General features: G+C 64.1%; 10 protein-coding genes and 2 pseudogenes. 6 read left to right on the top strand and 6 right to left on the bottom strand.

Annotation, left to right across the window (positions count from 1 at the left end):
• Positions 1–357: 357 nt before the first annotated feature.
• Positions 358–660, bottom strand: a pseudogene (locus tag ABN273_RS60115) (hypothetical protein); the annotation flags it as partial.
• Positions 661–1,006: 346 nt separating this feature from the next.
• On the opposite strand from ABN273_RS60115, the gene ABN273_RS56190 reads away from it, so the two are divergent.
• Both ABN273_RS56190 and ABN273_RS56185 read left to right on the top strand, forming a co-directional pair.
• Positions 1,007–1,423: a very short patch repair endonuclease gene (locus tag ABN273_RS56190; RefSeq protein ID WP_502911341.1), complete on the top strand. Its 417-nt coding sequence runs from the start codon at positions 1,007–1,009 to the stop codon at positions 1,421–1,423.
• Positions 1,424–1,482: 59 nt separating this feature from the next.
• Positions 1,483–2,292 carry a hypothetical protein gene (locus ABN273_RS56185; RefSeq protein WP_349457983.1) on the top strand — a complete coding sequence of 270 codons (810 nt, stop codon included), beginning with the start codon at positions 1,483–1,485 and terminating at the stop codon, positions 2,290–2,292.
• 406 nt (positions 2,293–2,698) lie between these two features.
• Here the strand turns inward: ABN273_RS56185 and ABN273_RS56180 are convergent, their stop codons facing one another.
• From ABN273_RS56180 to ABN273_RS56175, 3 genes and pseudogenes are all read right to left on the bottom strand, one after another.
• Positions 2,699–3,172, bottom strand: a complete 474-nt coding sequence (locus tag ABN273_RS56180) for an NUDIX hydrolase (protein WP_349457982.1) — start codon at positions 3,170–3,172, stop codon at positions 2,699–2,701.
• A gap of 104 nt (positions 3,173–3,276) precedes the next feature.
• Positions 3,277–3,450, bottom strand: a complete 174-nt coding sequence (locus ABN273_RS60110) for a GntR family transcriptional regulator (RefSeq protein ID WP_502911339.1) — start codon at positions 3,448–3,450, stop codon at positions 3,277–3,279.
• A gap of 51 nt (positions 3,451–3,501) precedes the next feature.
• A pseudogene (locus tag ABN273_RS56175) lies at positions 3,502–3,942 on the bottom strand (IS3 family transposase); the annotation flags it as partial.
• A 112-nt stretch (positions 3,943–4,054) separates the two neighbouring features.
• Between ABN273_RS56175 and ABN273_RS56170 the strand changes: the two are divergent.
• Both ABN273_RS56170 and ABN273_RS56165 read left to right on the top strand, forming a co-directional pair.
• Entirely contained in the window at positions 4,055–5,335 is a 1,281-nt protein-coding gene (locus tag ABN273_RS56170) for an IS256 family transposase (RefSeq protein ID WP_502911338.1), read from the top strand.
• On the top strand, positions 5,332–5,829 hold the full coding sequence (locus ABN273_RS56165) for an HAD domain-containing protein (protein WP_349457981.1): 498 nt from the start codon (positions 5,332–5,334) through the stop codon (positions 5,827–5,829). Before ABN273_RS56170 ends, ABN273_RS56165 begins: the two co-directional genes overlap by 4 nt.
• Before the next feature lie 413 nt (positions 5,830–6,242).
• Here the strand turns inward: ABN273_RS56165 and ABN273_RS56160 are convergent, their stop codons facing one another.
• Positions 6,243–6,845: a YdcF family protein gene (locus ABN273_RS56160; RefSeq protein WP_349457980.1), complete on the bottom strand. Its 603-nt coding sequence runs from the start codon at positions 6,843–6,845 to the stop codon at positions 6,243–6,245.
• Positions 6,842–8,200, bottom strand: coding sequence for a helix-turn-helix domain-containing protein (locus ABN273_RS56155; RefSeq protein ID WP_349457979.1), 1,359 nt, complete (start codon positions 8,198–8,200; stop codon positions 6,842–6,844). Before ABN273_RS56155 ends, ABN273_RS56160 begins: the two co-directional genes overlap by 4 nt.
• 1,521 nt (positions 8,201–9,721) lie before the next feature.
• Here ABN273_RS56155 and ABN273_RS56150 point away from each other — a divergent pair.
• Both ABN273_RS56150 and ABN273_RS56145 read left to right on the top strand, forming a co-directional pair.
• On the top strand, positions 9,722–10,042 hold the full coding sequence (locus ABN273_RS56150; RefSeq protein ID WP_349457978.1) for a hypothetical protein: 321 nt from the start codon (positions 9,722–9,724) through the stop codon (positions 10,040–10,042).
• 690 nt (positions 10,043–10,732) lie between these two features.
• Complete coding sequence (locus tag ABN273_RS56145) at positions 10,733–11,659, top strand: sulfotransferase domain-containing protein (RefSeq protein WP_349457977.1); 927 nt, start codon at positions 10,733–10,735, stop codon at positions 11,657–11,659.
• Positions 11,660–12,156: the final 497 nt, after the last annotated feature.

The following is a 12,156-nucleotide window of genomic DNA, read 5'->3' as shown; positions in this document are numbered from 1 at the left end:
ACCACGTCATCCGGTGGCAAGCCGCCCCGGAGCGCAGGGCCGCCAGGCCCGAGCACCGGAAGCGGCGCGGCAGTATTGATGCCTCCCTGCGAAGGGGTATCAACGACGCTGAGCGGAGCCCTGGCCCCCTGCGGCTCGCTGCCGGTCGCCGTCGACGTGCATTGCTGTGGTACCCCGACGGGGAGAGCCGGCTTGTTTCCCAGCACTTCGGATGCAGATCCGGCCGTTTCTGTCAGGTTGAAGCGATTTCCGCCTTCTGGGATAGCGATGTCCGATTCCAAGGACCTAGGCGGGGATTCCGGCGAAAAGGAGGTCCTGCCGTTCATCGGAAAGCATACTGATATCGTCAATCTCGGGTTAGGGTTCCAAGTCCGAAATGACGTCGCGAAGTGTGACGACCCCTGAAACTTCGGAACGTTCTCGATGGCGAATGCTTTGGGCTGTGGCTGGCGGACCGCTTTGAGGCGCTGCTGCCGGAGCTCGTTGAGCTGAGCACGGCTCCCGTCGTCTCGGTTGGCCGAGAGAACTGAAACCCTGGCAGGGCGGGCCACTGATGATGACATCTACTTTCGAATACACTTCAACCAGCTCGACGGGACCGTTGTGGACGCAGCGGTCGAAATTACGCTTCACGGGCCGTGCTGCTGGCTCGATCTCAACAGCGAAGACGGGCTTGTGGTCCCGATTGGGTTATGGAACCCCAGGGCCAACCCGCCTACTCCAGCGAACAGGTCGCTCGTACTCGTCGTCCTGGTCGTCGAACGTCTCCTCGCGGAACTACAGCAGTAGTACAGGGGTCGGCCTCGTGCTCTGTCAGCTGAGACCCAAGTTGCTCAAGCGGCAGGGATAGGGACAGGGGCATCTTCCCGTCGACAAAGTCGAGCAGCTGTTCGTACAGAGCCGACCTCTGTTCGATCTGGGGACGTTGGCAGACGCATGCCCTACTGTGGACAATGTGACCAGATCGACTGAATCATGGGCGTCGAGCGAGGCCACGCGCGTGAGCATGCGCTCTAACAAGGGGCGAGACACCAAGCCGGAGCTTGCGCTGCGCCGTGCAGTACACGCGCTCGGCCTGCGCTACCGCGTCTCCTGTCGACCGCTCAAGGCCGTTCGTCGTACCGCGGACTTGGTGTTCACGCGAGCGAAGATCGCGGTGTTCATGGACGGCTGCTTCTGGCACGGCTGTCCTGAACATCACACTGTAGCGGTTACCAACGCCGGGTTCTGGGCGGAGAAGGTGCGACGCACTCGGGAGCGAGACGCCGAGACGGACCGTCTCCTCGGATCTGAAGGTTGGCTGGTCATCCGTGTTTGGGAACACGAGGATCCGGCTCGGGCAGCCAGGCGGGTCGCCGAAGCGGTGGCACTTCGCCGCGAGTCGAGCAGCCACGGATCTGGCCATCGCCCCGAAATGTCGTAGTTGAGGTGTATCTTCCGCAAGGAGTAGCCGACCTCTTCTATGGGATTGCCATGAGAACTATGACGACCGCCGAGGATGTCCTAGATCTGTTCAAGGTGACTAGCCCTACCGAAGTGGCATTCAGCAAGTGGACGGGGGATGCCACGAAGGTGGATGTGGTGCCTCATGTGATGGCGCACCGGGTGTCGTTTGTCTACGACTTGACCCCCGAAGACGTGGAGCGCGTCTGCAACGCTACCAAGAGGGATAGGCGGAACCACGCTCTCGGTGATGTAAAACGGAAGGAGGCTGAGAGCGTTACAGATATCGTCGATTGGCATCCCGCCTTCGCTTTCATCCACGCTCTTCACTACGCTATCGAGTCCCTGCGAGAAATTCCTACTTGGCTTGAATTCTCAAGATTCATTCGTGATGACCCCAAGGCCAACGCCATGCTTTGGAATCCTGCATGCCAAATGGCGCGGACAGTGTCCGACGCTCCCGATGGGCCTAGCTGGAGGGTGGCATGGGACTCAGTGCGTTGGCGTCTGGGCAACGCATACTATTCCTTCTTGCGTGAGATGTATGTTGTGAGTAACCTGCGTGCTTCAGGACTCGATATCCGTGTGCACCCGCTTGCCGATGCACTTTTCAAGGTTGACTTTTGGTGTGGGCGCACAATATGCAGTCTATTTGTCAAGAATGCTAAATTCCACAAAGATAACGAGGGGCGGAAAATTTCGCCCCGCCAGCTCATGAGGGATGCTGCTCCAAAATTTCACTTCCATGATATCCAGCTCGACAAAGCTACCGAGTGGGGTAGGGTTCATTTGCCCAGCACCGAGCAGCTACGCGAAGCCGCTGAGCGCCTTCGCGTTGCCGTACAGTGAGCTATTTCAGTGGTGCTTGCAGGGCGGCTCTGCTAGAGACCGTTCGTTGTTAAATCAGGAACGCGAAGGCTCCCGCCGGGCGCCGGAAGGCTTGTCGACCAGGAGCAACCGTTTGTCTCTGGCCAGAGGCGTGGAGCGTCTCCTGTTTTGCGGCGTGAGGGCGGTCGCTGGCCGCGACCGGCCGGAGAGCCGCAGCGCGGCCAGCTTGCCGTCCCACGCGCGCGGGCCGCCGTAGGCGGGCCGCCTTGAGACCGTGGAGAAAAGTCTCATCCAGTCGGTCCGTTGACATGTCGGTCCGTTGACATCGGTCCGTTGTGCTTGGTCCGTTGTGCTTGTCGGGTCTCATGACCCGCGTGACATCGGTCCGTTGTGCTGATCTATCGTGATCTATCGTGACTGTTGCTGTTCAGCCGATGTGTGGGCACCTTCCTTGAAGGTAGTGGCCGATCCTCAGTCGCATGGAGCGGTGCATGCCGTAGTCGTCCAGCTCGTGCCGGGGTACCCAGCGAACCTCCCGAGACTCCGTACTCGGTGTCGGCTGGCCGCTGATGAGTCGGGCCGTCAGAACGAGAGAGAACTCCTGCCGGACTTCGTCGTTGCTGGTGTAGTGAATGACATGGCTGGGGTCGCTATAGGTGCCGACCAGTCCCGTGATCTCGCAGGTGATCCCAGTCTCTTCGAGAGTCTCCCGGATGGCTGCCTCTGGGATGGACTCGCCGAGGTCGATGGCGCCGCCGGGTAGTGCCCAGTTGTCGTTGTCGGAGCGGCGGATCAGTAGCAGCTCGCCGGCGTCGTTAGTGACCACAACGTTCACGGAAGGGACGAGGCTGTTGGCGGCAGGCGCGTTCGGGTCGTTGTAGTAGTCGATCCGCTGGCTCACGCTCCGGGAGCCTACTCTGCGGAGGGCTCAGCTTCCGGCCCGTTCCGATAGTTGCGTGATTCCCACGAAGCCGGGCCTGTGCACGACTCAAGCACGGGATGCGACTATAGCGGTGCGCCTATGGAGCCCTTGCCCGGCTTGGTGGTGATCAGTCCTCGGTCCCTGAGGGCGCCCATCGCCTTCCGTACGGTGATACGCGCGACATCGAACTCATCCTGGAGCTTCACCTCGGAGATTAGGCGGGTAGGTGCCGCTTTCGATGCGTTCGGCGACGACATTCGCTATCTGGTGGAGTTGCCCCGGTTCGGTAGACACATCAGGGCTTGCGACTACGCGGCAGCATAGTCGAGGTCTTGGGCGTTCTTGAGCGTGTGTCGACGTTCGTATTCGGCCGGGCTGAGCTGGCCGTTGGCGGAATGGCGGCGGCGTGGGTTGTAGAACCCTTCGATGTAGCTGAACAGGGCTCGTTCGGCCTCTGACCTGGTGCGGAAGGTGCGCCGGTCGATCAGCTCACACTCCAGCGAGGCGAAGAAGCTCTCAGTGATCGCGTTGTCGAAGCATGTCCCGGTGCGGCCCGTGGACGGGCGGACACCCGCCTGTTCACAGCGCTGGCCGAAGGCGATTGAGGTGTATTGGCTGCCCTTGTCGCTGTGATGAATCACCCCGGCCTCAGGGTGGCGCTGGTGCAGTGCCATCGCCAGGGCGTCGGTCACCAGTTCGGTGCGCATGTGTTCGGCCATCGCCCAGCCGACGATTCGGCGGGAGAACAGAGCAATGCTTGAAACCTGTGGATCCGCCGGGAAGGGGTGTACCTTCCCGAATCATCTGATCAAGGTTTCGAGATAGGGCCGACGTTGCAGCGTCGGTCGGGAAGGCACACCCGTGTCCCTCACCGTAGTGCCCGAGCTGCCCGCTGACGACCACGACGGCGCGGTCGGTGGCTCGTCGGCCTCGCTTATCGACCAGATCGTGCGCGAGGGCGCCCGCAAGATGCTGGCCGCCGCCTTGCGGGCCGAGGTCGACGCCTACATCGCCGCCTTCGCCGACGAACGCGATGAGTCCGGCCGCCGTCTGGTCGTGCGCAACGGCCACCACGCCGAACGGAAGGTACTCACCGCGGCCGGTGCGATCCCGGTCAAGGCCCCGCGGGTCAACGACAAGCGCATCGACGAGACCACGGGCGAGCGCAAGCGGTTCTCCTCGGCGATCCTGCCCGCCTGGTGCCGCAAGAGTCCGCAGGTCACCGAAGTGCTGCCGCTGCTGTACCTGCACGGGTTGTCCTCGGGGGACTTCACCGCCGCGCTGGGCCAGTTCCTGGGCAGCTCAGCGGGCCTGTCCGCATCGGTGATCACCAAGCTGACCGAGACGTGGAAGGCCGAACAGGGCGCCTTCGCCGCCCGTGACCTGTCCGGGGTGGACTACGTCTACCTGTGGGCCGATGGCGTGCACGTCAACGTCCGGCTGGAGGAGCACAAGCTGTGCCTGCTGGTGATGATCGGAGTGCGGGCCGACGGCCGCAAGGAACTCATCGCGCTCACCGATGGCTACCGGGAGTCGACCGAGTCGTGGGCCGACCTGCTGCGTGACTGCAAACGCCGCGGCATGCGCGCGCCGGTGCTCGCGGTCGGCGACGGGGCGCTTGGCTTCTGGGGCGCGTTGCGGGAGGTGTTTCCGCAGGCCAGCGAGCAGAGGTGCTGGTTCCACAAGATCGCGAACTGCTTGGGGGCACTCCCGAAATCTGCACATCCCGGCGCGAAGAAGCACCTGGCAGAGATCTGGAACGCCGAGGACAAGACCCACGCCCTGCGCGCGGTGAAGGAGTTCGAGGCCGCCTACGGCATCAAGCACCCCAAGGCCGTCGCCAAGATCCTCGACGATCTCGACGAACTGCTCGCCTTCTACGACTTCCCGGCCGAGCACTGGGTGCACCTGCGCACCACCAACCCGATCGAGTCGACCTTCGCCACCGTCCGGCACCGCACCAAGGTCACCAAAGGGCCCGGCTCGCGGGCCGCCGGCCTGGCCATGGCCTTCAAGCTCATCGAGTCCGCCCAGAGGCGCTGGCGAGCTGTCAACGCACCCCACCTCGTCGCACTCGTGCGCGCCGGAGCCCGGTTCGAGCGCGGCGTCCTGGTCGAACGCGAACAGGTCACCGCGGCATGACTGGCCACCAGGGGCGCCCCCTGCTCTTCCTTGATGTCGACGGGCCGCTCTTGCCGTTCGGTGATGGCCCGCAGCGCCAGCCCTCAGGCAGCGGGCAGACCGCCCACCTGGCGCGGCTCGACCCGCAGGTGGGGCTTCGGCTGGCGGCGCTGCCGTGCGACCTGGTCTGGGCCACGACCTGGGAAGACCAGGCGAACGCCGAGATCGCACCCCGGATCGGGTTGCCACGGCTACCAGTCGTGAACTGGCCCGAGCCCTCCGACGAGGACGAACGCGAGGACCAGTGGTTCGGGCTCTGCTGGAAGACCAGGACCCTGGTGGCGTGGGCTAACCAGCGTCCATTCGCCTGGGTCGACGATGAGATCACCGATGCCGACCGGGACTGGGTATCCGCACGCTATCCCGGCCGAGCCCTCCTCCATCACGTCCCGTCGCCCCGGGGCCTCACCGACGATGACTTCATAGCCCTCGATCACTGGCTACGAGCAGTCTGATCCGCCGAAGATCCACAGAATTTGACAATTGCTCATCTGGTCGACGGTGAAGCCGTGCTGGCGTAGGTATCGGCTGCGGCGGCGGCAGTCGAGAAGCGTCTGATATCCGGTACCTGACATGCGTTGATGTCCCCTTTCGTGTCCACGCGCGGTGGGCGTGTCGGTGCCCCGGTATCCGGGGTGGGGGACGGGAGGCGGCCTTTGGGGAAGGGCTTCAGTCTTCGCGTGGGGTGATCGCCGGGGTCGGTCTCGGTTTCGGCGGTAGGGGCAATGGTATTGCCGCAGGCCGGGGCGCGGGGGCGTGACCGAAGGGACACCCGCATGGACACACGCACACAGCACGCCAGTTCGGCCAGCCGAACCCTCTCCTCGTTTCGTCGACGCGCCAGCGGCCCTCAAATGGGCTATTGGCTTCAGCGCCAGGCCTCGTTGACAAGACTTGCGTCCTTGAAGCTGCCGCCGGTGACGCGACGTGGTACCTCCTCCCATTCGCGGATCACCCGACGCCTGCCTTCCGAGATCAGCGGCCACGTGTCGCGGGTGACGGGCTGGCCGGCGTAAACGGGGTCCCAGGTGATGACGTGAAAGGCGCCTATGTCGGGCACGAGGGTCTTCAAGACATGAACGGCACGGCGGTGGTACCACTTGCAGACCGCCGTGATGGTCAGCCCTAGGTTCAACGCCTCATGGAGGAACGGCAGCGAGAGCTCGACGTTCTGCCAGGTGTTGGTGGATCGATCCTCGCAGCGGATCGCTTCGTTGGGGACTCCACGTTCGACGAGGAGGCGATGGAATTCGCGCGCCTCGACGATCCCGTTGTGCCGGTTGACTCCGCCTGTTGCGATTATCAGCGGTGCGAGCCCTTGGTGGTATCGCGCAGCTGCGATCTCGGCGGGCTGGCTCTGGTTGGTGCCGAAGAGGATGTGCGCGGTCGGTAGTCCCTCTGGCGGAGGGGCTTGGATGTCCACGAATGCCGTGATGGTGGCGATCTGCTCAGAGCTGATGTCGTCGGTCATCCAAGATCCTCTATGCGGCTGGGGTGTTGTGGCCGATTTTCTGCCGAGGCGCCGATGGTTTCTTGGTAGCGCGCGTGATACTCCGTAGTCGGCCGGGTGTCGGCGAAGTCTTTGGTGAGGACCTTGTCGAGCTTGCCTGCGAGGACCATGGTCGGCCACGCTGGACGGCTGCCCGATAGAGCGGCGTGACCAGCTGCCACCGACTCGTCCAGTTGTCCCAGCGCGGCTTGGGCTAGTGCCAGGATCAGCAGAGACCGTGCGTATCCGGAAGGGTGCTCGCCGCGCTGGCGCGCCTCTGGTTGGTAAACGGTCTGGATGACCTGGTTGGTCGCGGTAACGGCTTCTCGATAGCGGCCCACGAACAGTAGGGACGTCGCGGTGTAGGGCGGATCTTCCGCTAGCGCGATGGAGAAGGCGCCTGTGGATGGAGCGTCAGAGGGGAGTGCGGCTATGGCCTTGCGCGCATTGTGTCTGGCGCGTGTCATACGGTCAACGTCGCCGGCCATTGCGGCTGCGCGCATTTCTTGCGAAGCGAGTTTGGCATAGACGACCGTCCCCGGGGTGACGGTCTGCCGCCCCCGAGCAGACAGCATCGCCGACTGGCGGGGCTGTCCTTGGTACCAGGCAATCATGGCTTTCGTGAGGGAGGACCATGCCGCCAGCTCAGGGTGTCCCACTTCTCGGCTACGGCGCTCGGCGTCGGCACACCAGACACGAGCGGCTGCGTGTTCACCCATGTCGGACGCGGTGACGGCGAGCAGGTGAGATAGCCAGCCGGTTGCGAGAATGAGCTCCTTGCGCCACGGGACGTGGCCAGTGCGGTCGAGAATTCCGCTGGCGTATGACCTGACCATGAGAAGTTCGTCGTACATGTCCGCAGGGGGAAGGGCGCAAATCGTCAGAGCGTAATGGTCGATGAGCTCGCCGAGGCTGTCCACGATGCCGGTGAGGCGATCACTGGTCATGGCGTCGAGGGCCTGGATGATCCGATGATTCTCGTGTGCCTGCAGGACGGGCATGGCGGCGGCTGTGATCCCGTGCTTGAGGAACGTGCGACGTAGCACCTCGCCTACCTGCCCCATCTCGACGTTTGGGACATTGTACGGAGCGGCCGAGGATTTCCTGTCTGGCGCCTTCTCCAAGATCTCTAGATCCACCTTGAGAACGCTTGCCAGAGCGGGGAGCCAAGAAGTCGGTCGGACGCGGCCTTGCTCCCATCTGCCGACTTCGTGTCGAGTGACCGTGAATGTGCCGGTGATATCGCACAGATTGTCCGCGACTTGCTGTTGGGTCATTTTTGCGGCGTTGCGTAGGTGTTTGAGAAGGTCCGGAAGTGGCAGGTCTGGCGCTTCCACCTTGCAGTCCTTTTCGGTCGGCGTGTGGGCACGCTGTGAGCACGATGTGGGCACGGACGCGGTGCCCCTCCATCGTGCCCTCAACGGGCGGATGCTGCACATGCATCGCCGTAGCGATAGTGCAGCGCAGGGCCACGGCGTTAGAGATCCCGCACTCAGTAGAGGTATCACTGATGACAGCCGCACCAGCTTCCGCCGCAGTACTGGTTGGCTCGCACAATGCTTTCTTCTCTCGGGCCCCCGGGATTGGCGAGCAGGAAAGACGGTCGGATTTACTGAGGGATCGACGCAAGTCGTCACGAAGGTGCCCGGGATGCGCGACGTCATATGGAACAACATGCACTTCCCGGACGCGCCGGAGTGCTGTAAAAGCTGACACGAGCAGGGCTGGTGCTGTGCCGACGGCAGCGGCTGTCTGGCTGGTGGGTCGCACTGGTCGCGCGGCCCCACTTTCAGCGTTATTAGTTCTTTTCAGCTTCTTCCACTTTGTTCGGCGAAGCGCCACGAGGCTGCCAGCCGTTTGAACCGACGTGGCCGAACTCGGCTGAGAGTGTCCGGCTGAAGAGTTCTTGATGATCGTGGTGTGGCAGCCGATAGGACGCGGAACTGCGCAGCCGCCGCGTTCCGTTGCCACACCGCATGCGGGCGGCCCGGTGTCGTTGTCCCCGCCGCACCGCACCTCTGGCGCAGGCCGGGGTTCGCTCCTATTGGCCGCCCGGCCCCGGCCTGCGCCCCAACATGTCCCTTCCGGAGGATCCGATGGTCTTGGTCAATCAGCGCGATGCCGCCGCTGACATGGCGGGGAGGCGGTACGTCGAGAGCCTCCAACGCCGCCTTCCCGACTGGTGGCTGATGTACTCCCCCTACGGCCGATCTCTCGTCGCCTTTTATAAGGGCCCTTGCGCTCCGGGCGGCATCAAGGTGGAGGCCGAGCATCCGGAGGAGTTGCTGCGTCTCATGAGCGACGCCGTACGAGTGCAGTGGAAGGCCCAGTCTTCCGCTCTTGGCCACGGTGCGGTAGCCACTCCGCAGCAGGAAGGTCTCCCTGACATCGATGGAGGGCGGCCGGATGATCAGGCCAGACGTAGGTGAGCACGTCGCCGTACCAGAGCTAGGTGAGGGGCCTCGTCTGTTACTCGGCTGGAGGAAGATCATGCACCATCTCACTCAACGGCCCGTCGCTGGCCACATGTGCATCGCACGGTGACAAGACCTTCAGTCGAGGGCCGCGAGATCCCGTCAGTTCCCTCCCACCGCGCGAGCTTGGCCAGGTGGCCCGAGCTACAGAAGAGGGCCCCGCCGCCGTGTGTCCTCTTCCTTCGCTCTCCGTCTCCAGCAGGGCAATCGACGCCGTACTCACTCAAGGATCAGCGATGGATGCCGGTGTCGTACTCGCCTACCTCCCTCTCAACATCCCGCTGGGCTCCTCCAGAACGTCGTCAGCTTCCTGTGCTGGAGCTCGCACTCCGTTTACCACTCGCCCCACGGCACCAGACAGCACGACGCGCATGGAGAAGGCGCATGCAGACCCAAAACCGAGCGCAACAGGGTGAACCGGAAATCGCCGACCTGGAGTGGGAGCCGTACAACTCCGCCAGAGGCGGCACCCTCCGCATCGCCGCCACATCGTGCTGCGGCGCCGTCGAGTTGGCGTCCCGAGCCGGCCAATACCTCGTCCTACGTCCCGACGGCAAAGGCTCCTACGAGGAAAGCCGCCATGCCACGCGGCACAAAGCTGCCGCCACCTACATCGCTCTTGTGCACGAGCATCGCCGAACTCACGTGGACCAGGGGGAGAGGCCGGAGTACGACCCGCTCGTGGACGGCCTGGGCATGAGGTGATGGGATGTGGCGTTGTACCTGCCGCTGTGGGCTATGGACCATTCCTAAATCGGGCTCATCCCGGACGGCGGTGACGCCTTGCGCGACATGCAGACGCCGCCACACGAGTGGCGCTGGCCTGCCTGGTCGGAATGTGCCCTCTCTCGGCGTTGGGCCGATCTGACCCCAACAAGCAATCCGACGGGCGAGCTACCGGAGTCCGTGATTAAGCGGCTGTGGCCAGGCGAGGGCGACAGAGCGTGGTAACCGGCGGCTGGAGACGGCGGTGTGGTTTTGCTTGCAACTACCGACCGCACTTGTTCGTGAGTGGCGACCGCACCCCGAGCTTCAGCGAAGTTGATGGTTGCCAGTTCTGACCGCACCCCGACGGCAGGCGGCAATGGACCGCTGACCTGGGCTCACGACGGCCAGCCGGATCTGTCCGGGAGCGGCCATACCGAGCTGCCCGGTAGCGGCAACGCGATTACCTAGCGTGATTGGCGTCCAAGGTAGACGCGCGCGTAGCCGCCGTTCGGCGCTCATCCTCTGGCCTTCATGATGCCCTCGCGGAGTGTTCGAGATCGGACATTATGGGCGGGAGCTGCGCTACATACTGTTGCGCGACGCCCTTCGGAACCTCAGTCTTGAGCCCTCGGCAGGATGTCGTGCGGTGAATCATCTGGGCCTCACGGGATCGGATCCGCTGCAAGGATGACGGCCGTGCGCCGCTACGAGACGAGTATGTACGACAGCAACCGCTGGGACGGCTTCGAGCTCCGCCCCGGCGACATCATCATCAGCACCCCGCCAAAGTGCGGGACGACGTGGACGCAGATGATCTGCGCCCTGCTCATACTGCAGGAACCGGAGCTCCCGCTCCCGTTGGACACGCTCTCGCCGTGGATCGACATGGTGACTCGCGCCCGCACAGACGTGTTCGCGGACCTGGAAGCCCAGACGCACCGCCGGTTCATCAAGACCCACACGCCGCTCGACGGGATACCCAACGATCCGACGGTCACGTACATCTGCGTCGGGCGGGACCCGCGCGACGTGGGGCTGTCGATCGACCGCCATATCGACAACACCGACATCGGCGCGTTCCTCAGCCAACGCAAACGGGCGGCCGCGATCGACGGTATCGAGCTCGGACCATTGCGGCCACCGCGGCCGCGCCCCGACGGCGAGCGGGACCGCTTCTGGCAGTGGGTCGACGACGAGACGCCATCGACGCAGGTCGGGTCGTCGCTGCGGCGCACTGTAGAGCACCTGCAGACGTTCCGGGACGCCGCCGACGATCTCGACGTCGTGTACTTGCACTACGACGACCTAAAGGCCGACCTGGAGGGGCAGATGCGGCAGATGGCCGCGCGCCTCGGCATCGACGTCGACGAGCACCGATGGCCCCGCCTGGTCCAGGCGGCGACGTTCGAGTCGATGCGCAGCAGGGCCGACACGACCGTCCCCGCCGGCGGTCCGGAGCACTGGATCGATCCCGCCGCGTTCTTCAGCCGCGGCACGAGCGGCCAGTGGCGCGACCTCCTCGACGACGCCGACCTCGCCCGGTACGCCGCGCGCGTGCGGGCGCTCGCGTCCGACGATCTCGTCGAGTGGGTGCATCGCGAGCCGATCGACTGAGATCCCCGTCCGGCGGTATCCCCGCACTACCCAAAGCTGATCGTCAGCGCCGCCCGCCGCCCATAACTGCCAATCCGCGCTCGGGACCAACATCAGGGGTCTGCGCCTCAACCGACGCCGGATTCGGCGATCGTGGCGGTGTGGCAGCGCGTCGGCTAGCGAATCTGGTCACACTCTGTGATGGTCATAGCGCCTTCTTCCTTGCCGCCAGCGGCCAGATCCGGATGGCCGCCGACACTGCGCCGCCGCCCCGCCCCTCCTCGGTGCGAATGACCCCGGGCCGGTGAGTGCGGTCAGCTCTCACGAACAACGGACCCGACTCCAGGCCCAAGATCGCGCTCGAAACTGGCGAGCAAACGCGGTCCGTTGTCGGGATCTGGCGCAAAGTCCGTGAAGCGGTGACGGTGCGTAATGATCGTTAGGTTGTGAGGAGCACTCGTTTGCGGAGGAGGAGAAAGCCGGCACGGCCGAACATCTGGCGCTTGAGCATCTTGATG

Origin of the sequence: Nonomuraea sp. B19D2 (assembly GCF_040137845.1) — a bacterium.
GTDB lineage: Bacteria > Actinomycetota > Actinomycetes > Streptosporangiales > Streptosporangiaceae > Nonomuraea.
Note: the sequence above shows the minus strand (reverse complement) of the source record. Positions and strands in the feature narration are given on the sequence as shown.

Excerpts from the sequence above, each read along its gene's own strand:
- ABN273_RS56190 (WP_502911341.1), top strand. The coding sequence starts at position 1,007 with ATGCGCTCTAACAAGGGGCGAGACACCAAGCCGGAGCTTGCGCTGCGC.
- ABN273_RS56185 (WP_349457983.1), top strand. The coding sequence starts at position 1,483 with ATGACGACCGCCGAGGATGTCCTAGATCTGTTCAAGGTGACTAGCCCT.
- ABN273_RS60110 (WP_502911339.1), bottom strand. The coding sequence starts at position 3,450 with ATGTCGTCGCCGAACGCATCGAAAGCGGCACCTACCCGCCTAATCTCC.
- ABN273_RS56165 (WP_349457981.1), top strand. The coding sequence starts at position 5,332 with ATGACTGGCCACCAGGGGCGCCCCCTGCTCTTCCTTGATGTCGACGGG.
- ABN273_RS56160 (WP_349457980.1), bottom strand. The coding sequence starts at position 6,845 with ATGACCGACGACATCAGCTCTGAGCAGATCGCCACCATCACGGCATTC.
- ABN273_RS56150 (WP_349457978.1), top strand. The coding sequence starts at position 9,722 with ATGCAGACCCAAAACCGAGCGCAACAGGGTGAACCGGAAATCGCCGAC.
- ABN273_RS56145 (WP_349457977.1), top strand. The coding sequence starts at position 10,733 with ATGACGGCCGTGCGCCGCTACGAGACGAGTATGTACGACAGCAACCGC.